Source organism: Verrucomicrobiia bacterium (genome assembly GCA_023953615.1).
Classification (GTDB): domain Bacteria; phylum Verrucomicrobiota; class Verrucomicrobiia; order Limisphaerales; family JADLHS01; genus JADLHS01.
Genome location: JAMLJH010000002.1, coordinates 854,635 through 877,574, shown reverse-complemented (window position 1 = coordinate 877,574; position 22,940 = coordinate 854,635). Strand labels below are relative to the sequence as shown.

The 22,940-nt window shown below is 56.2% G+C and carries 15 protein-coding genes and 2 tRNA genes; 8 read left to right on the top strand and 9 right to left on the bottom strand.

What is annotated here, in order from left to right:
- Positions 1-680: 680 nt before the first annotated feature.
- A complete protein-coding gene (locus tag M9920_14075) occupies positions 681-1,430 on the bottom strand; it encodes an aquaporin family protein (protein MCO5053412.1) in 750 nt (249 codons plus the stop codon).
- Between the two features lie 71 nt (positions 1,431-1,501).
- Positions 1,502-3,022, bottom strand: a complete 1,521-nt coding sequence (gene glpK, locus M9920_14070) for a glycerol kinase GlpK (protein ID MCO5053411.1) — start codon at positions 3,020-3,022, stop codon at positions 1,502-1,504.
- 244 nt (positions 3,023-3,266) lie between these two features.
- Here glpK and M9920_14065 point away from each other — a divergent pair, with 244 nt between their 5' ends.
- From M9920_14065 to M9920_14055, 3 genes are all read left to right on the top strand, one after another.
- Entirely contained in the window at positions 3,267-6,746 is a 3,480-nt protein-coding gene (locus M9920_14065) for a metallophosphoesterase (protein ID MCO5053410.1), read from the top strand.
- A gap of 95 nt (positions 6,747-6,841) precedes the next feature.
- Positions 6,842-7,747, top strand: a complete 906-nt coding sequence (locus M9920_14060) for a response regulator (protein MCO5053409.1) — start codon at positions 6,842-6,844, stop codon at positions 7,745-7,747.
- A 222-nt stretch (positions 7,748-7,969) separates the two neighbouring features.
- On the top strand, positions 7,970-8,416 hold the full coding sequence (locus M9920_14055; protein MCO5053408.1) for a hypothetical protein: 447 nt from the start codon (positions 7,970-7,972) through the stop codon (positions 8,414-8,416).
- A gap of 124 nt (positions 8,417-8,540) precedes the next feature.
- Here M9920_14055 and M9920_14050 read toward each other — a convergent pair.
- Positions 8,541-8,616 (bottom strand) — tRNA-Phe (locus tag M9920_14050).
- Positions 8,617-8,724: 108 nt separating this feature from the next.
- On the opposite strand from M9920_14050, the gene M9920_14045 reads away from it, so the two are divergent.
- The 5 genes from M9920_14045 to M9920_14025 all read left to right on the top strand — a co-directional run bounded on the left by M9920_14045 (position 8,725) and on the right by M9920_14025 (position 14,098).
- Positions 8,725-8,799 (top strand) — tRNA-Glu (locus tag M9920_14045).
- A gap of 108 nt (positions 8,800-8,907) precedes the next feature.
- Positions 8,908-10,287, top strand: coding sequence for a tyrosine-type recombinase/integrase (locus tag M9920_14040; GenBank protein MCO5053407.1), 1,380 nt, complete (start codon positions 8,908-8,910; stop codon positions 10,285-10,287).
- Between the two features lie 14 nt (positions 10,288-10,301).
- Entirely contained in the window at positions 10,302-11,009 is a 708-nt protein-coding gene (locus tag M9920_14035) for a hypothetical protein (GenBank protein MCO5053406.1), read from the top strand.
- A 204-nt stretch (positions 11,010-11,213) separates the two neighbouring features.
- The gene (locus tag M9920_14030) at positions 11,214-11,507 is read left to right on the top strand and encodes a helix-turn-helix domain-containing protein (protein MCO5053405.1); all 294 of its coding nucleotides are present in this window, start codon (positions 11,214-11,216) and stop codon (positions 11,505-11,507) included.
- A 539-nt stretch (positions 11,508-12,046) separates the two neighbouring features.
- Entirely contained in the window at positions 12,047-14,098 is a 2,052-nt protein-coding gene (locus M9920_14025; GenBank protein MCO5053404.1) for a phage/plasmid primase, P4 family, read from the top strand.
- Between the two features lie 744 nt (positions 14,099-14,842).
- Here M9920_14025 and M9920_14020 read toward each other — a convergent pair.
- The 6 genes from M9920_14020 to M9920_13995 form a co-directional block, all read right to left on the bottom strand.
- Entirely contained in the window at positions 14,843-15,331 is a 489-nt protein-coding gene (locus tag M9920_14020) for a DUF4339 domain-containing protein (GenBank protein MCO5053403.1), read from the bottom strand.
- Positions 15,332-15,429: 98 nt separating this feature from the next.
- Positions 15,430-15,882 (bottom strand): GtrA family protein, encoded by a 453-nt coding sequence (locus tag M9920_14015; GenBank protein MCO5053402.1) that lies wholly within the window; start codon positions 15,880-15,882, stop codon positions 15,430-15,432.
- A 27-nt stretch (positions 15,883-15,909) separates the two neighbouring features.
- Positions 15,910-17,559 carry a hypothetical protein gene (locus M9920_14010; GenBank protein ID MCO5053401.1) on the bottom strand — a complete coding sequence of 550 codons (1,650 nt, stop codon included), beginning with the start codon at positions 17,557-17,559 and terminating at the stop codon, positions 15,910-15,912.
- A gap of 919 nt (positions 17,560-18,478) precedes the next feature.
- The gene (locus M9920_14005) at positions 18,479-19,552 is read right to left on the bottom strand and encodes a hypothetical protein (GenBank protein ID MCO5053400.1); all 1,074 of its coding nucleotides are present in this window, start codon (positions 19,550-19,552) and stop codon (positions 18,479-18,481) included.
- 496 nt (positions 19,553-20,048) lie between these two features.
- Entirely contained in the window at positions 20,049-21,422 is a 1,374-nt protein-coding gene (locus tag M9920_14000; protein MCO5053399.1) for an aconitase family protein, read from the bottom strand.
- Between the two features lie 316 nt (positions 21,423-21,738).
- Positions 21,739-22,890, bottom strand: a complete 1,152-nt coding sequence (locus M9920_13995) for a PLP-dependent aspartate aminotransferase family protein (GenBank protein ID MCO5053398.1) — start codon at positions 22,888-22,890, stop codon at positions 21,739-21,741.
- Positions 22,891-22,940 lie beyond the last annotated feature (50 nt).

Genomic DNA, 22,940 nt, shown 5'->3' with positions numbered 1-22,940 from the left:
GCTTCCGGTTCACGCGCTGCGGACGGAGACCGTCCGCGCTCCGGGAACGCCTCGGTCTTTATTCCGTTGCCAACGATTCTCCGGACCGAGCTGGCAGTTGTAACCCAATGAAGGTGGAGTCCGGATGGGGAATGGCGCCTCTGTCCGCGAGGTTTTGGACTGCGGCAGGCTTCTGCCGCTCCTATGGAGCTTGTGATTTGTTGCGGGTGAGTTTCCACACAGATGCCGCGCCGCTGGTGCTGGGAACGGAGCGCGGGCAGTCCCGCGCCCGCAGCGCGGCGCCAGACCAGAAGGTGTTGATTGATCCGCAAAGCCGAGCTTCCCGTTCACGCGCTGCGGACGGAGACCGTCCGCGCTCCGGGAACGCCTCGGTCTTTATTCCGTTGCCAATGATTCTCCGGACCGAGCTGGCGGTTGTAACCCAATGAAGGTGGGGTCCGGATGGGGAATGGCGCCTCTGCCCGCGAGGTTTTGGACTGCGGCAGGCTTCTGCCGCTTTTCCGTCGCGGGCCGATGATTCCACAGCGGCAGCGGACTGCCGCAGTCCAAGACGCTGCCGCGTTGGTGCCCGCCTCGAACCCAGGGCAGTCGTCCGTTTGACCCCAACGCTTGGCTTGAGGTTGAGAAGCCCGCTGCTATAAAGGAAAAAATCAAGCGGCCACGGCTTTATTTAATCCGCTCTAAACGGTGGGGATGATCAGGCGATAAACCAGCGCCGCCAGCAAGCCGCCGACCAACGGCGCAATGACCGGCACCCAGGCGTAGCCCCAATCACTATCGCGTTTGCCCGGCACCGGCAGGATTGCGTGCGCCAGCCGCGGACCGAGATCGCGCACCGGATTGATGGCATATCCCGTGGTGCCGCCCAGCGACAAGCCGATGGCGAACACCACCAGCGCCACCGGCACGGCCCCCAGCGTGCCCAACCCGATCAGAACTTCATCGGATGCGGACGGCAGTTTGGCTTTCGCCCCGACCATCAGGAAAACGGGAAACACCAGCATGAACGTGCCGATGAGTTCGCAGAAAAACGCCTGCGAAATTTTCCGGATGTTCGGCGCGGTGCAAAAACAGGCCAGCTTGGCGTCCGCGTCGTTCGAAGCTTTGAAGTGCTCCCGATAAAAACAAAAGACAAGCATCCCGCCCACCAGCCCACCGAGCAGTTGCGCCAGCAGATAACCGGGCACTTCCGTCCAGGCAAATTTCTCCGCCGCGGCCATGGCGACGGTGACGGCGGGGTTCAAGTGCGCGCCGCTGAATTCCTGCGCGCAAAACACTCCCACAAACACCGCCAATCCCCAGCCCGCCGTGATGACGATCCAGCCGCTGTTGAAACCTTTGGTGCGCGCCAACACGACGTTGGCCACCACGCCGTTGCCGAAGGTGACCAACAGCATGGTGCCGATAAATTCCGCCAAGAGTGAGTTCATAAGCGCTTCAAGTCAGATCGTGGGAGTGAGTTGGAGTTGGAGTTAAATCAATCAATGGACGATTCGTGGCGTCACTGGGTCGCGGCGGGTTTGACGCTGGAATGTTCTTCCCAATCGCGAGCGCGCTTCAGCGCCTCGGCCCAGCGTTGGCGCCGGTGAACCGCGTCCGCGCGCGACATTTGGGGTTCAAAGGTGCGGTCCATCTGCCAGGCGCGTTGCACCTCATCACGGTTCTTCCAAAACCCAACGGCCAGGCCCGCCAGGTAGGCGGCGCCGAGCGCGGTGGTTTCGATGATTCGAGGTCGCACCACGGGCACTTGCAAAATATCCGCCTGAAATTGCAGCAGCAGATTGTTGGCGGCCGCGCCGCCATCCACGCGCAGTTCATTCATCGCGATGCCGGAATCCTGCGCAATCGCCTCCAGCACGTCCGCCACTTGGAACGCGATGCCTTCCAACGCCGCTCGCGCCAGATGCCCGGCGCTCGTGCCACGGGTCAACCCGGTGATGGTGCCGCGCGCGTATTGATCCCAATGCGGTGCGCCCAACCCGGCAAACGCCGGCACGAGATAAACGCCGCCGCTATCCGGCACACTCGCGGCCAGAGCTTCGATCTCCTGGGCGGAGCGAACCAGCCCCAGACCATCCCGCAGCCATTGCACCACGGCACCGCCGATAAAGACGCTGCCTTCCAGCGCAAACTCGGTCTGCTCCTGCACCCGCCAAGCCACCGTGGTGAGCAATTGGTTTTGCGAAGGCCGTGGTTCAGTGCCGATGTTCATCAACAAGAAACAGCCCGTGCCGTACGTGTTCTTGGCCATCCCGCGCGTGAAGCAGTTTTGCCCAAACAACGCCGCCTGCTGATCGCCGGCGATTCCCGCGATCGGCAGCGACGTATCAAACCGCCCGGCAGCGGTCTCTCCGTAAATTTCGCTGGAGGACCGCACTTCCGGCAACACCGCGCGCGGAATTTGCAATTGTTGCAGCAGCTCCTCATCCCAGGTCCCGCTCCGCAGATTAAACAGCATCGTGCGGGAGGCGTTGCTGACGTCGGTGGCGTGGACAGCGCCGCCGGTAAGCTTCCAGAGCAACCACGAATCCACCGTGCCGAAAGCGAGTTCACCGCGCTCGGCGCGGGCGCGGGCGTTCGGAACGTGATCCAACAACCAGCGCAATTTGCTGCCGGAAAAATAGGCGTCCGGCACCAATCCGGTTTTCTGCTGAATCAACTCCGCGTGGCCAGCCCGTTTGAGTTCGTCACAGAAAGCGGCGGTGCGCCGATCCTGCCAGACAATCGCCGGGTGAACGGGCTGGCTGGTCTTCCGATCCCACAGCACGGTGGTTTCGCGTTGATTGGTGATGCCGATGGCCGCAATGTCGCTGGACTTCAACCCCGCCTGCGCCAGTGCGCGACGGGCGGTGTCCATCTGGGTCTGCCAAATTTCCTCCGGGTCATGCTCCACCCAACCCGCCTGCGGAAAGGACTGGGGCAACTCCTGTTGCGCCACGGCGCGGATGGCGCCTGCGTGATCAAAGACGATGGCTCGCGAACTGGTTGTGCCCTGATCCAAGGCGAGGATGGCGGATTTCATAGTGGCAATGGCAAACGAAACATCGCAGCAGTGTGTAATCTTGCGATGCCGAAGCGTCAAGCACCGCTTGTGGAAGCCCCCACTCCAAACTGAACCAACCGCGCGCGAAACTGCCCGACCCCGCGCACGTTCATTAAATCCAATCGTTCCCGCCGAAGCATCGGGCGCGCCGCTATTTTGATTGCCAGACGGCTTGTGGTTGTGGCTATGCTGCTCCTGTCGTTACCGCGAAAACCAATACATTATGAATGTGACTCGAACTCAGACTGGTTTCATCATGGCGCTGATGCTGGGCCTCTGCGGTCCGGCGTTCGGAACGGTCACCGGCCAATGGGATTTCAACTCCAGCAACCTGACCGCCACCGTCGGCACGGCGCTCGGGTATCGCGGCGACACGGCGGCGCAAACCACTTTCACCACGAAAACCATCGGCGGCCAAACGGCGGTGGTGATGGCGTTTCCGGCCACCACCCCCACGCAAGGTTACGTGATGGCTCACGGCATCACCCCCAACAGCGGCGACAGTTACGTGAATCAATTCACGCTGATCATGGACGTCATGTATCCCGCGGCCAGCTCGGGCCAATTCCGGGCGCTGCTGCAAACCAGCGAGAGCAATAACAACGACGCGGACTTGTTCATCGGCTCAAACAACGGTATCGGCATCGCCACCATTTACCAGGGAGTCATCGCTGCGGACACCTGGCATCGCGTGGCGTTTGTCTTTGACCTGACGCTGGCGGAGGGACATTTACGCAAGTTCATTGATGGCGCGCTCGTGGGTTCCCAAACGCTGGAGGGCGGTGCCGACGGACGCTGGGCGCTGGCCCCGACGGCCCTGCTCTTCACGGACGAAGATGGCGAAACCCGCGCCGGCTTCGTCAATAGCATTCAAATCCACGACGTGCCTCTATCCGATGCTGATGTCGCCGCGTTGGGCGGACCGACGGCGGACGGCATTCCCCTGCCCCCACCGCCGCTGACTTATGCGCAATACGACTTCAATGGCAACCTGAACTCGACGGTGGGGGGAACGGATTTGACCACCGGCTACGCCACTCCCGCCAGCAGCGCTGGCGTGGCGTTTGCGAATCAGACGATTGCCGGTTCATCCGCGCAGGTCGCGTCCTTCACGCGCGGAACGTACTTCGTCATGGCTCACGGTCTGGGCGGCAACGGCGGGGGCACGTTACTGAATCAATACACCCTGATCATGGACGTGATGTTCCCGAGTCGTCCGACCGGCTGGGCGGTGTTATACCAATCAAATCCCGCCAATGACGATGATGGGGACTGGTTCATCAATCCCAGCCAGGGCGTCGGCATCTCCGCCAATTACGGCGGTTACGTGGCTGATGGCGCCTGGAATCGCCTGGCCGTGGTGGTGGATACGATCGCCGGCACGTTCACCAGTTATGTGAATGGCGTGAAGGTCCAGCAAAACGATGGTCTGGAATTTAATGGCCGGTGGGCGCTCGGCCCGACGTTCCTGTTGTTTGCCGACAACGACGGAGAAAATTCGGGAGGTTATATCAACAGCGTGCAACTCCGCGCCGAAGCCATGCTACCTGTGGAAATTGCTGCGTTGGGCGGCGCCGCGGCGGCGGGCATTCCCGCGCCCGCACCTCCCGATTCGCTGCAGGTGACCACGCCCAATGGCGGCGAAAATTATCCAGCCGGCACCACGCAAACCATCACCTGGATAGTGAATCATCCCAGCGGACTGGTGCGGGTTGAACTTTATCGCGGCGACGACTGGTATCAAACCCTCGGTCAGACGGCGCTGAGTCAGAGCAATTTTCTCTGGGACATCCATCCGATGTTGGGCGACACGAACAATTACCGCATTAAACTTACGTCGCTTAACGTACCCCCCCTGACGGATACTTCCGACCAGGATTTCTCGGTTCACGGCTCCATTGGCGAATTGAATCCGCTCTTCGGCCAACCCCTGCAAACCAACGGCGATTTCGAGCAACTTTCCGCCGGTTGGGAAATTCTCACCGGCAACCCGCTCTTTCCGAACAGTAGCGGCGGCAAGGGCAGTCCTCATGGCGGCGACTTCTTTTTCCACGGCGGCAACAACGCCTCCGGCAGCAACACGGTCATTCGTCAGGATATTGACCTCATCGCCAAGGGTTTCACGCCAGCCGATCTCGACACTGGCACGGCGCTGGACGCGGAAGTCTGGTTACGCACACCGCAGAATTCCGGGGCCTTCGACGATCAAGTGTCCTGCCGGATCGGTTTTCTGGATACTGCCGATCAGGAAATCTCCGCTGCGCGTTCCCTGATCGCTGGCAACAACGTCTGGCAGCGGCGGCTGATCACCGGACTCGTGCCCATCGGCACGCGCAAGCTCCGTGTGGAAATCATTGCCGACCACCGGCGCGACGCCAACAACGACGGCATGGCGGATGATCTCGTCGTGCGCCTGCAAAAACCCTGGCCGCTCTCCTCATCGCCGCAAATCACCAAGCTCCCGATGTTGCAGGATTACCGTACGAACGCCATGCGTCTGTTTTGGGAAACCGACGGCAACCTCACCCGGCACTACGTGGATTGGGGACGTTCCAACGTGAACGAAAATACCATCAGCCAGATTGAAACGGTACAGATAGACGCCACGCATTTCATCCATCGCGCCACGATCCGCGGTCTGGAAACCGAGCGGCACTACGTCTATCGCGTGCGCAGCGGCACGACCACCTCCGCAACCTACCCCTTCCGCACCGCGCCCTTCCGCGATACCCCCTTCTCCGTCGCCTGGTGGAGCGACAGCCAGAATGGTCCGGAGGTGCTGCACCAACTGATTCCCAGCATGATCACCAATCAGGTGGATTGGATGGGCGTCTCGGGTGACCTCGCCAGCAGCGGCAACTCGCTGCACGATTGGAAGGCGTATTGGTTTGACGCGCTCGAATTTGACAACCTCGCGCAGACGCGCCCGGCCCTGTTCTCGCGCGGCAATCACGATGCCGAGTACGCCTTCAGTTATGCCTACAGCGTGTTGCCTGGTAATGGCGCCTGGTTCGCGTTCGATTACGGCAATTCCCGTTTCATCTTCCTGGATTCCGAGGCGTCCACCAGCGCGTCGCCCGAACAATACGCCTGGCTGGTGAACGAACTGGCCCGTCCGGAAACCCAACGCGCCGCCTTTCGCGTGGTCAGTTTCCATCGTCTGCCCTACGCCAATCTGTGGAACGGCGGCGGTTACACGGGCGAAACTTGGGTGCGCAACGATTGGGTGCCGCTCTTCCAACAATACCATGTGGACATGGTGATCAATGGCCACTCGCACAACTACAACCGCGGCATCACCAACGGCGTCACCTACACCGTCGTCGGCGGCGGCGGCGGTTACCTCGATACCGAACGCGTGGCGTTCTGGCCGGTCTTCACCGAGGAATTTTCACTGTTCCACTACGCGTTGATGCAAATCAATGGCCGCACCATGACCTGGACCGCGCACGGATTGACCGACCAAATTCTCGACGCCACCACGCTGCCCAGCCGCGTTCCGGAACTGGCGTTGGGACGGGACAACGAACTGGTTGGGGCCGGCAAACCGGGTGAAACCTACGTGATCGAAAGCTCGACGGACTTGCACACTTGGATCGGCTGGCGCACCAACGCCCTGCCCGCCAATGGTTCGGGACGATGGACCAACAGCATTTCGGTGGACTCCGGTTTCCGGGCTTATCGCGCCCGCACCAGCAATTGATGGGAAAGCCAGCGGCGGTCTCGCCCGCAATTGGTAACCTCCTGTGGTCGCCGCCGACTTTACTTTTGATCGGATTATTCGCACTCTGCCGATAAATGTCACCCATCCAGGACCATCACGAGGCCGGCGAAATATCAGCGGCCCCTCATCCGCTGCGAATCGTTTATTTGGATGACGAGATTACCCTGCATAAGGTCCTTTCCTTAACTCTGACCTTCCAATTTGCCACCTTGGAAATCACCTCTTGTCGGAACGGCGATGAAGCCTGGCAGGCTCTACAGGCAGCGCCCCCGGACTTGTTTATATCGGATCAAAGACATGAGGGACTCAGTACGGTCGAACTTTCACATCGGCTTGCCAAACTAAATCCCCAAATACCGATGTTGGTTCTTTCCGCGTTTCTGCGTAGCACCAATTTTCATGAGGAAATGGGAGACGCAACTCAACCGGGATTACGGCGCGAGTTCCTGGCCAAACCTCCAGATCTCCGGGACCTGAGACAGACGATCGCCAGGCTTATCACCGTCCCGACCACCCCGCCACCCGCGACTGGCCCGGATATCAGACCCGTCCAAGTGGTTGCGATGATCGCCAATCCGGGGCAACCCAACTCGATCCCCGCAGTGCTCCGGCAGTCGCTGGTGCGCTACACCTTGCAGCAATTCTACGACGATACATGGGCCGTACAGCGACTGGCGGTGTATTCGCCAGAGTTGTTTATCGCCGACCTCGATTATCCCGAGGACTTGTTGTGCGACGATCCCCGCGCGATCGGCGGAAACCTTCTAAAACAATTGGCCAAGCAGCGGGTGAAATTTCCCATCCTCGTGTCATCCAAGCTTTGCGCCTCCAGCGATTACCAGGCTCAGATGCGGGCGTGCGTCGGATCGGATCTCCACACCTGCTTCCTGACGAAGCCTTACACGATCGAATCGTTCCAAACGGCACTCTGCACCTGCTTGGGCGCCGAGCGCCTGATGAGTCACCGAACTCTTCTGTGACCAGAAGACCGCACACTGATCACTCCGCGGCTCCGGGCTAATATCCAGTCGTGACAGAACAACCCGCGCCCAACGCAACGCCCACCACCACGTAGCAGTCCGGTCGGAAAACCAGTTTCCTCAAGCGCACGTTAACGATTCGATCCATAACGGAACGGATTACAGACCGGAGACGATCGTTTTCACATCCGGCGTTGTTCCTGCTGTATCAATCAGGCGAATATGGCCCGACGCAGAAAAGATGATGATGCGGTGGAAATCGTGGCTCAACTTGTTGGCTTGCTGCTGATGATTGCCTTGATTTCCCCTCAAGGACGACAACTGCTGTCCGCTTTTGGTAACCTGGCCTTCGGACTTCTCGGCCTGACTTTTCTCGGCCTTATCATCTTCATCATCTATCGTGTCGCCACCCGCTCCAAACGAATGCAGGTTGTCTCTGCCAGTCCCTTCACCGCCAAGCTGGCGGCATCGGTTGCCCCTCTCACGACCGCGCCTCGTAACCCGCTCGCATTCGCGCCCGCCGATCGGAGTGGCACGGTGAACGCAAGAACACCGGATTCAGCCGCCAACCTCATCGAACAACTCCATCACATTGATTGGTTCCAGTTCGAGAAGATCGTGGCCAGCAACCACAGCAACACCTCATCGCGTCACCACTTGAACCGTTAGGGAGTAGCGAAGGAGTTAAACTTCGGTACTGCAAATTGTCACGGAGTGAGAAAATTGGATTACGCTTTGGGGTTCGTTTGGACTCCGCAACCACACAAACCATTGCTGCCCTTGCAGATGGAAATGGTGGCTGGGGGCGGAATCGAACCGCCGACACAAGGATTTTCAGTCCTCTGCTCTACCGACTGAGCTACCCAGCCCTCGCTCGAAGAGCCGACATTGAACTTTGTCGCTCGGCAATTGGCAAGAAATTGTTCGGGTTTTTTCGTGACACCACGACAAACTTTAATAGAATTTGCGCCCTTGATGACCCTATGGTCTAGCGGTTAGGACACCTCCCTTTCACGGAGGTAGCCCGGGTTCGAGTCCCGGTAGGGTCGCCATCTTTTTTACTTCCACAAACCATTGAAAACAAAGGATTTACGCTGCATTTTTCCGGCACGTTAAAACTTTTTTCTGGAAAGTTCCTACACAATTCCTACACTAAACGCATGATTCAGCAACGTGCAAAGCGACGGCAAGATTCCAGCAAACCGGACACGAAAAACCCGCGTCACTCGGGGGCGAAGGTTCACGTCGTTAAGGTTGGCAGCGTTGCGGTAAAGATTTACGAACGCGCGCGCATCTTCAACACCCCGCAAGGCAAACCGGTCAAGCGCACCCTTTATCAAGTCGTGGACTACTCCCAAGGCACGCGCCGCGTTTTGGATCGTTTGAGCTTTGAAACTGCCGAAGCCGAAGCACAACGCCTCGCCCGCCAGATCGCCGGCGGCCAGACGACCGCCGCCGCGCTTCACAATCGGGACGCCGCCAGCTATGGCCGCGCAATGGAATTCCTACGCCCGCGCCGCCTCACGCTGGAACTGGTCGCCAGCACCTACGCGCAAGCCTACGACCTGCTCGGGGGCGACCTGATTCTTGAAGCGGCCAAGGAATACGCCCGCCGCCACGCCAAGCGCACCCCGCGCACCGTGGCCGAGGTAGCCGCCGAATGGCTGGCACTGCAAACCCAACGCGGGAAAAGCCAACGCTACCTTGAAGACCTCCGCACTCGATTACCCTACATCTCGAAAGCCTTTGCGCTGGACGTTGCCCGCGTCACCACGGGCGACTTGCAACGCTGGCTTGACAGCATGAAAGCCGCGCCGCGCACCGTGAAGAACTACCGCGCCATGCTGGGCGGTCTGTTCAAGTTTGCCGAGGCTCGGGGCTATCTGCCCAAGGGAGACAATCCTGTGAGCGGGACGGAGCAAGTCCAATTGCGGCACACCGACCCCATAGAGATTTACGCCCCGGCAGAACTTCGCCGCCTCCTGCAAGCCGCCTCGCCCGACTTTCAGCCCGCGCTCGCCCTGCAAGCCTTCGCCGGGTTACGCTCTGCCGAAGTCCTGCGGCTCGATTGGAGCGACATCAAACTCCGTCGCGGCCACATCCAGATAAACGCGGAGCAAGCCAAGACCGGCTCGCGGCGACTGGTCCCGATAGCCGACAACCTCCGCGCGTGGCTGGAACGCTACGCCCGGAAAAGCGGACTGGTTTTCCCGCATAGCCGCGCCTACTTCCACGAGCTACAAGCCAAGACCGCGCAAGCGACGGCCACCGCTGACGCCCCGGCCTTGCAATGGAAGCACAACGCCTTGCGGCACTCCTATATCTCCTACCGCGTGGCCGAAACGGGCGACGTTGCCCGGATCGCCTTGGAAGCGGGCAACTCCGCCACCATGATTTTCCGACACTACCGCGAACTCGTTACGCCCGAAGAAGCCCTAAGCTGGTTTGAGCTACGCCCCGAGGCCAACGGCAACCCCCCGCCCCGGCTGGCCGTCCCGGAGCGGATCACCCCGCGCCGCCGTATCCTGCAACGCAACTAAACCCACGCCCGAGCATGAAGCAAAAGACAACCAACAAGAAAAACCCGAAGGCGAAAGCGACCAAGGAGAAAACGCGGCCCGCACCACCGCGCAACGCAGCCGACTTGACCACGGCTCTCGACAAGTTGAAGCCAACGCCGCAGCAATTACTCGAAGGCCAGGCGGAAGCTCTGCAATCCATCGCAAAAGAGAGCGCACCGACCGTGAAACAACTCGCCTACATAGCCGCCAAGCTCGCGCCTTCCATTACGCCGCCAGCTACCGCGAGCGACCCCCAGGACTACCAAGCCGCGCAAGCTGCGAAACTAGCCTACAAAGTCTGGCAAGCGAGCGTGCTGGAGCTAATTGAGCGCAGTCAGGAAATCTTCAAACGCAAAAGCAATCTTGCCAAGCCTCGTAGCCCTTCGCACTTCGAGCATTGGATGTCTGCTGGCGTACACAAATTCCCGCTAACCCTGGAACGCGCTTTGCAAATCTGGTTTCCCAAGGTTAAGGCTGCGGAGAGGCTAAACCTCTTTCGTGATTTTCTGAACGCTGCCAAGCAATTGACCGGAAACCCTATAGCACAGCAAATTGCTCCCCTGGATTATTATCAGACGAAGGGTTTCCAACGGGCGGACTGGATGCACTGTTCAGAACTTTTGGGGAGTTGGCTTGACTGGCGCAAAAGTGCCGCACGCTCTCGTGCTGCCCGCGCCAAGCATCAAAAGAGCAAACCTTAGTGACGCCCTAAAAACTTTTTCAAAAAAAACTGTTTGACAGGCTTTTTAAGCCCCGCTTTCCCCTTTGCAGACGCAATCCTTCCGTTTGCAGAATCAGAGCCTCCGCTTGCACGCTGACCCTTTCCCCTTTGCAGACGCAATCCGCCCGTTTGCAGTCGCAACGTCCGCACACTCCCAAAAATCGCGTTTGGTAAAGTGCGGAACATGACAAAAAAACATAATGATAATGTTTTAACCGAGGCCGAAGCCGCCCTCTACCTAAACGTCAAACCGCGCACCATTCGTCTCTGGCGGGTGATGCGTGGCCTACCGCACTTCAAACCCACGCACAAGGTGACGCTCTACAGTCGCGAGGACTTGAACGCCTGGCTGGAACGCCACCGCACCGCCTACCCGCCCCGGGTGCATCGTCGCTCGCGGGTCATTCCGCCCGCCCCCGTCACCTGCGAGGCTCGGACAAACCCTGTCCAATCCGCCGCCCAAGGAAAGGAAGCCTGAATTATGCGACAAATAAAAAACCCCGCCGCGGGGGAAACCACGGCGAGGCACTTAACGTATTGTCTCAAGTCAGACCAGTGCATCATGAAAAACACCGGTCTAACGCTGGTTTCATTAAAGCCCACCTCCCGGCAAAAGGCAACTGATTTTCCCTGCCAACCGGCGAACGGATCGGAGGTGCGGCCATGAATAATCCCGACCGCATCAAGGAAGCCAAAGCCAAACTCGACCTGCTCGCAACGGCGCGACTTATCGGCTGTCCGATCACCGATAAGCCAACGCAATGCTGCCCGTTTCATGACGACAAAACCCCCAGCTTTAGCGTTTACCGGAACGAGAAAACCGGAGACCTGTACTGGAAGTGTCACGCCGGGTGCGGCGAGGGCGACCAGATTGATTTAATTGCCACGCACAAGAACATCAGCAACGCCGAAGCCTGCAAAGAATTCCTCCGGCTGGACGGCATCAATTCATCGTCTCGACCGCAAAGCAACCGGCCACTCCTGCCGCCGTTTGATTGGCAGGCTTGCGTAAACGCCATGACCCCGGAGCGAGTCGAAGAACTGGCCCAATGGCGCGACTACGCACCGGAGTTTGTCGAATGGCTACGCCGTGAAGAACTGGTCGGCATTTACGCCGGGAAACACTTCGCCTTCCCGGTCACCGACGCGGACACCGGGAAAGTCATTGGTTGCCATTACCGCTTGTCTGAGGATGGAAGCTGGCGATACGCGCCCAAGGGATTAAAGACCACGCCGCTCGTTATTGGCGACCTTGCCCAAGCCAAAGCCGTTTATGCTTTCGAGTCGCAATGGGACTTGCTCGCCACGCTCGACGCCTGCGCGCACCATGAAAACCCGCTGCCGGAGGACATCGCTCTTGTCGCCACGCGCGGAGCCAGCAATGACGGCAACCTAAGCAAGCGGATCGGGGCGGAGGCTAAAATCTACGCCTTCCCGCAAAACGACGACCCCGGCCAAGAATGGCTTGAAAAGCTGGCCAAGCATAACAAGTGCGAAATCCGCCGGGTAATCACCCCCGAAGGTCGCAAAGACTTAAACGAATGGACGCGCACCGCGCAAACCCGGGAAGCCATGCAAGAAGCGATAGCGAAAGCCATAAAGCAAGCCGAACCTATCGCCACAAAATCAGAAGATACCAAGGCGCTCTACAATGAACTAACGATAGAACACGGCCCCCGCTGGGAGAAACACGGCGAAGCTATTCACGATTTAAACGCATACTGGTTTGCGGGGCTTTACGCGAAGGAAAACCACATCCTTTTCGACCCCGCCGACGAAAAATTTCATCAATACAACGCGAAAACCGGCGCATGGGATTACGTTACCGAGGACGTACTCCGCCAACTGATTCTCCTCCGCTTGCTGCGAATGAGTCGCGAAGAGAATAAGCCATCTTTGGAGCGGCAAAGAAAGATTCGCACAGCGGATGAAATCATCAAAGCCCTGAGAGGTGTTGTCGAAAAACGCGACGCCTTTAACCGGGAGAAAAACATTATCCACGTTGCCAACGGGATGCTTTGCCTCTCGAAGTATGGCGTGGAGTTGAAACCGTTTGCGCCTGAATACTACTCACGCAATCCCTTGCCAATTAGCTACAATTCCAAAGCACCAGAGCCGAAACGGTTTCTTGAGGAGCTTCTCCGTTCCGCCATGAGCGAGGATGATATTTCCCTCTTGCAACGCTGGGGCGGCATGGTGTTGACCGGCTACAACTCCGCGCAACGCTTCTTGATTCTCGACGGCACTCCGGGCGGAGGGAAGACGACCTTGACCCAAGTTCTCAAAGCCGTGGTAGGCGAACGCAACGCCTACCAAATGCGCACGGAGCAATTAGACGGGCGTTTCGAGATGTATCGCTTCATAAGAAAGACCCTGCTGTTTGCCTCGGATGTCCCTGGCGACTTCCTTACGCAAACCGCCGCGCACCACATTAAAAGCCTGGTCGGGGGCGACCCGATCACCCCGGAGGCCAAAGGGAGCAACGAAACATTTTACATGTACGGCACATTCAACCTCATCATAAACTGCAACGCTCGGCTTCGGGTGCGGTTGGATGACGATCAAGAGGCTTGGCGACGGCGACTGCTCATCATTCGCTACGAAAACCCGCCACCAGCCAAAAAGATTCTCGACTTCGATAAAGTCCTGATGCAAGAGGAAGGCGAAGGCATCCTGAAATGGTTTGCCCAAGGCTATTTGCGATTTCTTAAAGAAATAGACGAGACCGGCAACTTCCAACTTTCCGAAGCGCAAAAGCAACGGGTGGACGACCTGCTTGCTGAATCAAATTCCCTTGAAATTTTCGTCGAGACGCGACTAAGGCGCAACGCGGATGGAGACATAACCACCGACGAAATAATCCGAGCCTATTCTACTTTTTGCGAAGAGGCAGGATGGGATGCCATCCCGGCAACCAGAGTTGAAAAACTCCTGCCCGACCTTATCTACCGTCACTACAACCGAGGGAAAAGCAATCACGTCGAACGTGGCGGCACCCGGAAACGCGGATGGCAATACCTGAGCCTAAAAACGCCGGAAGAGTTACAAGACGACGAGCCGCAAGAGTGAGAGGCATCCGGGCAATGAACTCCGCGCAACCTTGCCCGCAGTTGCTACGCTCGTACGGGTTGCCACGGGTAAATCTGATTCCTTATTATGATTTTCATCATATCCTTACTGTGAATAGTTTTGCCTCTCGCGTGTACCATGAGTTGAAACGACCCGTGGCATCCGTACCAGATCGGCAGTTATCTGACACCTTCCAACCTTGAATCCTTCCGGCCACCGCCAACAAGCCGCGGATCACCCCGGCAAAACGTAGCGACTCCCAAGCGGCTAAAATCCTACTACGTCAGTCGTAATTGGTGCTTTTTGGTTTTTTCCCGACATAGCGACTCGCACGCCTGCGCGTTTCCCATCGCCCGAAGCAGGAAAGCAAAAGATTCCTTAGCCCCTTGGAAGCCTCCCGGATCACCCCGCCGGGTTTCCTATCCAGTGCCCCGATTCAACCTCAAAAAGTTCCTACAAGTTCCTACACTCTAAGCGTCAAAATAGCGTTTTTTCGTGTCATCACGGTTTTTTGAGCGACTTGCATTTTAGCCAATGTTTATAGGGGTTTTCTGGCCTTTTTGCGAGATTGCAAAAACCTACCCTACCGGTTTCGAGTCCCGGTAGGGTCGCCATCTTTCATTCGCTAAAAACTACTCATAATAAACAGCTTGCGTTGGTTCACTAACGAAGCCGTTTTAATGCGTTTTATTCTCAGATAGCTCAGTTCCGATCGTGATTCCAAACGAGCTTGCTTCACGTCGTTCAGTGCGTGTTCATGAGCGCAGCGCTCACCAAGGTGATGATTATGGCCAAATAGCCAAAGCCGCATAGCCCGCCCAAGATGATGGCGATCCACGCATGAACCGTCCCGCCAGCGGTGGGATTTCGCCGACGGAAGTGCAACCCTAAAATTCCCAAGGCCAGAGCAACCAGCCCCAGTAGCGCGCCAATCAATGGCAGCAGCGAAAACACGGCGAGATAATACCCAATCAAGGCGTACGCATTTTTATAGGGAATCACCTTCTCAAGGCCGTTGCTCGAGGTGGTTGGCGCTGCCGCCATCGGTGGCACGCCACCAGTCGGAGTTGCGACGCGAAACTCAGGCAGCGTCCGCAGTGGACGCCATCCGATATCGCCTTCTGATTTGATGAGTGTATCCAGAGTCAGTCGGCCTTGCGCGAGCCACTCGCGAATCTGCCCGGCCGCGACTGGTCCGTATTCTTTTTGATCCGCACCAATGATTCGATACATGGAATGTTTGTCTCTGTTTTACCGAACTCAACACCACCGCTGGGAACAACACGGCTTAGTTGAAGCGCCCGCCATCGTAACGTCAACTACAACTCAGATCAAACCCGGTACGTCGGTTCATTCCAGCCAAATTTAAGTGTCAGGACAAAATTCCACAGGCTCACTACGATAATGGCGATCAAATTGGCGAGATAAACATTCATTCCCAGCCAATTTAGTTGCGCCTTTATCAACGCGAGGCTCAGGCCGATGCCCGCGAGACAAATGAGGTTGAACTTGGCAAAACGCCGGAACCGCGCTTGCCAATGAGTTTGAGTGGCCGCTGGTGTATCCGCGAAGGTCCAAAACTCATTCCAAGCAAAATTATTCACGATGGCCACTTCAGCCGCAACGGGTTTGCTCAAGAGGATGTTTACGGGCAAAAACTTTGGATCGGTCAGCAGATATAACACCCCCATATCCACCGCCACTCCACTGGTGCCAACGAGGCCAAACCGTATAAAGCGTTTGATCGTCTTTGCCAAATCACGGTTGGTCGGTGTGGATTTCATCCGGGGAAGATGGGCAGGAGAAATATTTCAAAGCCCCATTCGCTTTAGCAAATTCTCCCTTTGAGGTGGCAGCACTGGATTTAACCGGTTGGCCACAAAAATTGATTCATTTTCTTCTGACAAAACCTTCATATAATTACTATCTAGAAATTGATTCCAGTTGGTATCCTTCAACTCTTGATCGGCGTACAAAATTAAGATTTCACATTGATAATGCTTAACCGTCGCCAGAATGGATTCATCATTGATGTTGCCCGTCCAGTACCGTTTTTTGGCAAGAATGGTTAGCTCTGGGGGTAGAACATAACCTGCCTGCGCCGCTAAAATATTACGTCGCGTGAATACCCACTTGACGCGTCCCTTATATTTTTCAAGCTCATAGATCGCGTTGTTATCGTTGGTTTTTTCCTCATTGCGGATCTGTGCGGTGTGTTCAAAGCCGTGCGGGAGATCAAAGCTTGCCCAAAGTGATACGATTGCCATGCCAAGAGTCATGGAGATTTCCTTATTGAAGACTGACTGCATTGGTCCTGCCGCGCTGGAACTCGGTTTTAGTGCCGCTCGCAAAAGCTCTGTCACACCCCAGCCACCCAAAATTGCCAACGGCACGGCAAAGTGGATGCCATAATAATACCACCACGGCCTGTGGTTGAAATGAATGACTGTGACCGTGATTAGCAAAATCAAGGCAAACGTGGCCTCATGCACGTCCCGTTTACGCCAAAAGCCGATAATGCTTAATATGGCTGCCAGCCACAGACCCGGAGATTTTAACAATTCGCCAGGTTCCAGACGATATTCAGCGGCCGCTTTTGTTTCACCTGCTGCAAAATGGCTGCCGAGCAGTTGTGACAAATTCCATGTGGGCGACCACGCGGCCAACACCATAAAAACAATGCCAAACACTAGCCCTCCAAATGCCAACCTCAGTGCCCAATGTTCCACTTGCGGACGTTTCGTTTCAGTTACAACAACGGCTTGGCCCCGAATTTCCCGCCACCAAAGCAGGAATATTTTGCCAGCTAGCGCCGGTAAAATGATCAGCGCGGTCAGCTTTATTTGAACCGCAATTGCGAACAAAAACCCCGCACTCGCAAAGCGCCATAATTTCCATTCCGACCACTCACGCGGCGTAATCGCAGCGGCGATGATTGCCAGCGCGAAGGCTGGTGTTTCCAGCATCGCAGAAACTGATAAGTTTGGAATAAACGGCCAGCACCAAAAAAACAAGCAGGCGCAAAGCAGGTGCGGCCAGCCAGCACTTTTAGGCATCAACCGGGGAAATACAAACAACATCCAACCGACCAAAGCCAATGTTGTTAGACGGGCAATCCCAGGTTGAAAACCAGTAAAAGAAAAAATCGCCGCAAAAAATTTCGAGTAAAACCACGATTGATCATTCCATGCAAGTTTCGCCATTTCGGGCTTCTGCAGCAGCAGTTGAATTTTGCTAAACTCCATGCCCTCATCCGGCCCGCACTCCAGAACGCGCCACGGAGACGACCACGTAAAAAAAATCGCAGCGAGTAAAAAAATCACTACACCAGTCCAGACGCGGAACTTTGGCCGCGCATTGGTAACCGTTGCCAGTTCGATTCCCCCGTTTGGGTAAAGTGGATTACCAAAAGGCTGAAGAGAGCCATCACTGCCTTTAGTTCCTTGAGAAACAGAATTCAAGAATCTTCCCTTCCAGGTATAAGCTGTATGGCGGAGGTTAAGAAAAGCCAGATGGCCACACTGGTCAGAATTGGGCCTTCATGCCGTCCTAACCATGGCCACCAATCAGCTACATTGCCAAGGCAGGGGCAAGTTATTGCTCCATTGGCAAAGGCGAGCGTTCGATAAAGTAGGATTAACACGGAAAAAACAAAAACTGACCAGGTGGTCTTTAGTTGACTGGCGGTCAGATAAAGAAAGGCACACAAGAAAATCTCCGCAATGCACGCGACAACAATCACATAACGAATCTGTACGTGGAGCACGTGGTCTGTTTGATCCATCAACTTTGTCGGATTAACGATGGCGAACAATTTGAAGATGATCGACAACAACAGGATTCCCAACACGCATCTCTTCCAGATTGTTAAATCAAGCCTTTGTCGAGAATTTGTCGAACACATATCGGCAGTGCATCCTTGCCGCTGATAATCTGTAATTTTCAACCGGCACTCCGCCCCGACGAAGGACGGAGTGCCACGGATTTGAATGGCATGCTTTTAGTTGCCGCCAGTGCCACTACCAGTGCCTCCGCTGCCGCTGCCGCTGCCTGATGGGTTACACGATGCCCCGGTTGGGAAGGCTCCGACGTAATACTCCATATATGAGACTTGCCCGTTAGCATTTTGACATGCATACAAACAGTGTTGGGTGTTATCCGATTGGTAGGAGACAGCTCCCGTAGCTGGTGGCTTGGCATTCATTACAGATGGTATTGATCCTCCGACTAGCGTACAACTACCACCATTAACTGTGGGCGGGCAGTCTTTGGTGGTCGCTACGAAACACGACGCCGCAAATACCGCTAGCGGTGATCCGACTAACAGTGCCACGATATTGATTTTTTTCATTTTGTTTTATTTTTTGTTTTTTGGTTTAACTACTTATTCCGGTTGCGTTGATGGGCTCTCCAAACAACAAGCCCACCTGCAATCAGAAAAATTATAATAATGGTGAAAGCCTTCCCTTTTTTCTCCTTGCCGGGCAACGGCGGGGGTGGAGAATCATCAATCAAGCTGGCTCGGCTGTTCTCTTTTATCAAAAATCGTTGGCCGTTGGACTCAATCAGGATGCGGGTGAAAATGGCGAGGTTGGTAAAGAAGGCGGATGGGCTGTACCCCTTGGCGACACTCTCATCAACCCCATAACTAACCGTCAGAATTCGATTTGTTGTGGGGATACCATAGAGGCGTCCGTTTCGCATTTCCCTGCGCTCAAAATAAGTGGGCAATGTCCCTCCGTGAGGGTAGCCGTACGTTATGGAAAATACATCGTTGGTGATCTCTTCCAGAATATAGGTCAAAGCCAGGGGGTTGTTATTGGATGAGGCCTGGATTTTCGCCGACAACACAAAGCCTTCATCCGTTACAGCCTCAAATTGATTCGGATCCAGCAATCTGAAGGAATTGGTGCGGAGCGGGGGCAGCCCAAAATGGCGAACTCGGTTGACCAACTCTTCTACCAGCTTTGAGTTCCTGGTGGAAAGATTTTTCTCTGAAGCACCCTCACTTGGTAATTTTGAACTCAGCGACAGTCTCCCAATCCGGTTTTCATCGATCTCTGCATTCCAATCGTAATGATCGGAAATCCCGTGAACCAGCCGCCGATCCGGAGTGCGCTTTGGTCCAAACGCACTTCCCGTAAGCCTTTCCATGAATAGACCGCTGGGCTGAATCGCTGCGTGATTCGTTGCGTTGATCCACATTGTTCTATCAGATTTGCGGGGCTTGTCGCCATCAACGGCTGTATGAAATTGACTTTCAACATAAACCATATCCTTAATCCAGGGCGCATTTTGCAGATAAACCACAAAGGGTGAATTGGTAGTCAACAATTCTTCGGAGTTGGCACTTTGCCCAATGACAGATATTGGCGAAAAACCCTGTGAAATGAGGATGGTGACGCCGCTGGCGTAAATCCCATTCCGAATAGCGTTAAGATAAAAAACACGCATTGCTTCTCCTGCTTTCTAAAAACCAAACTCACTGGTAAACGCGGTTCGTATTACATGGGTGCTAATTGAACGCATAATACGCCCCCCCCCGATAGCGTCAAGCACTTTTTAAAGAAATATGGCTATACCTTGGGATGCGGGTGCGATTGGGAGTGGCGGTCAGGGAACTGAGTGGGTAAGTCATTTAGCTTCCCTTAATCCATTTGCATTGAAGCGGGTAATTGAAGAGAAGTTTCGGCGAGTGCCGCGGGCGACAAGCTCACCACCACACAAGGCCACCGCGTGAAGGGCCGGATAGGCAACCGTCCGCTGCAAAAGGGCGTCTCCGGTGTCCTTAATTGTGAGTCAACGTATTCCCTGCTTTTTTAGTCTCCGTTGTCTTCTTTCATTGAGGCAACACGACGCCGCGATCAGGAATCCGTTGCCGCGACAGAATAAGCCGACAAAAAACCCTCGCGAAATGTCTCTCGCGAGGGTTTGAAACTACAAGGACGGTTCAACTCAGGAACTCACGCGGATCGGTTACGGAGCCGGTGATGGCGCTGGCCGCCACGGTGGCGGGACTGGCGAGGAACACCTTGGATTCCTTGTTGCCCATGCGTCCCGGGAAATTGCGGTTCGTCGTGCTGATGCAGTTGACGCCCGCTTTGTTGATCCGACCGAACGTATCCACCGGACCGCCGAGACACGCGGCACAACCGGCATTCTCCGTCATGCGCACACCCGCGTTCGTGAGGATCTGCCAGATGCTTTCCTTGCCCCAACGGGTCATTTGCAACTCGTCCACAATCTGCGGCGTGGCGGGCACGCCGAAGGTGTCTATCTTGACCTTGTGACCGCGCAACACCCGGGCGAATTCGACGAAGTCGCTCGTCTTGCCACCGGTGCAGGAGCCGACGTAGGCGCGATCCAATTTCATGTGGTTCATTTCGCGGGCGGTCTTGCGCTGCCCCGGGTCGGGATGGCAGGCCACCAACGGTTCGAGTTTCGACAAATCCACCACCAGCTCGTAAATGAATTTTTGATCCCGGTCCAATTCCACCGGTTCGTAACGGGATTGCGTGCCGTTGAGTTTCACCCGGGCGTCCACGTATTCCGCAGTGCGCGCATCAAACGGGAAAATGCCGTTCTTACCACCGGCCTCAATCGCCATGTTGGCCATCGTCATGCGATCGTCCATCGAGAGCGACGCGACGCCCGGACCATCAAATTGCATGGCCCGATAGGTGGCACCGTCGAAGCCGATTTCGCCGATGCAATGCAGAATCAAGTCCTTGGCCATCACGCCCGGCTGCAATCTGCCTTCGAGCCGGAAGTGCATCGTTTCGGGCACCTTGAGCAACAACTTGCCCGTGCCCATCACGAATCCAGCGTCGGTGTTACCGATGCCGGTGGCAAATTCGTTGAACGCGCCCGCCATGCAGGTGTGCGAATCCGTGCCGAACAACACTTCGCCCGGACGCGTGTGCCCTTTGGCCGGCAGCGCCGCGTGACAAACGCCCGCGTAGTTGGACCCATACTGGCGTTTCTGCACGTCCTTCGACGCATCGAAATGCCAGGTGCCGTGCGGGTCATCAATCACGTCGTAAAAATACGGCAGCCCTTGTTCATTGACGAATTCGCGCAGGATATCCACGTTGCGGTTGGAGCGCTGATCGGTTGTAAAAATGTAGTGGTCGGGAATGATCACCACGCGGTTTTTATCCCAGACCTTCGCGTCCTTGCCGAACTCGCGCTTGAACACGCCAATCGTCCCCGGCCCGCAAACATCGTGCGTCATCAGCACGTCGGCCTTTACCCAAACATTATCGCCAGCCTGCACGGAAGCTTTTCCGGCGGCGCGGGCGAGGAGCTTTTCTGTCAACGTCATAACCTTTCCAGCGTAGCGGACTCCGCTCCCGACTTCAACCTGGAAGCCCGCAAACCCGGAAACGCGAATGGCCTCACAATCGAGGACACCGGGTTACATCCCTGAAAATGAGTGAAAAAGGCCGAACAGAAGGCCACCACATGAAGAGCCAGGTAGGCAACCGCCTGCTGAAAAAGCGCTCCACTCCAGTCGCCTTTGTCAGTGAAATCTCCCGGCGTCCCCGTTGTCTTTCATTGTGAGTCAGCGTATCTCGTCGAATAAACTGCGGCGGAACCGCAAGGCTTCAAGGCAGCCAGGGAATTCCTGGCTGTCTTTTTTATGCCGCACCGAGAGCTTGCTCAAGGTCGGCAATCAGATCGCTCGCGTTTTCAATGCCGACCGAGAGGCGCACCAATCCATCGCTGATTCCGGCTTGCTGACGTTCCGTCGGACTCATCAACCGATGCGAGGTGCGGCTCGGGATGCACACGAGGCTTTCCACCCCGCCAAGACTCAAGGCGGGCATGATGATGCGCAGCCGACTCATAAACTGATCCAGTTGACTTGGCTCGCGCAGTTCAAATGACAACATGCCGCTGAATCCGCGCATCTGCCGCCGTGCGATGGCGTGATCGGGATGCTCAGGCAAGCCGGGATAATTCACCCGTGCCACCGCGGCGTGTTGCTGCAAAAACCGCGCGAGCTGACCGGCATTTTGATTATGTTGTTCCATCCGCACCGCCAGGGTTCTCAGTCCCCGCTCCAATAGATAGCAAGCGTGCGCGTCCAACATGCCGCCATAGTTCACCGCGCCGGCGGTGAGCTGACGAATGATTTTGCCCGAGGCGACCACCACGCCGGCATTCACATCACTGTGCCCATTCAGGTATTTAGTGGCGCTGTGAATGACCGCGTCAAAGCCCAGCGTCAATGGATTCTGATTGATCGGGGAGGCGAAGGTGTTGTCAATGACCGTTAACGCGTTGTGTTCGTGACCCAATTTAGCCACGGCCGCCAGGTCCACACATTGCAATAACGGATTGGAGGGCGATTCCACATAGATCAAGCGGGTATTGGGCCGTCGCCGCGCGGCGAATTCCGCCGCCGTGCGCCCCAGGGAAATTTCGATGCCGAACCGCACCAACTCCTTCGTCACCAATTGTTGCGTGCCGCCGTAAAGGTCGGCTTGGAAGACAGCGTGATCGCCCGGTTTGAGGAAGGCAAAAAGGAAAGTCGCGATGGCCGCCATGCCTGAACCAAACACCAGCGCGTCCTCGCCCTGTTCCAACGCGGCGAGTTTGCGGTTGATGACCCGTTGATTGGGCGTATTAAAGAAACGTGGATACACCGGCGTATGACTTGCATTGGGAAAAGCAAACGCCGTCGAAGTGTAAATGGGACTGCACGCGCCACCGGTCGCTTCATCAAGGTGCGTTCCCGCGTGAATACAAAGTGTGGAAGGCTGAAAAGAACGATCAGAATCTATCATGTCAACCAAGTATGCGCCTCCGTCAGCCGGTCGGTCAATGGTCTCACTTT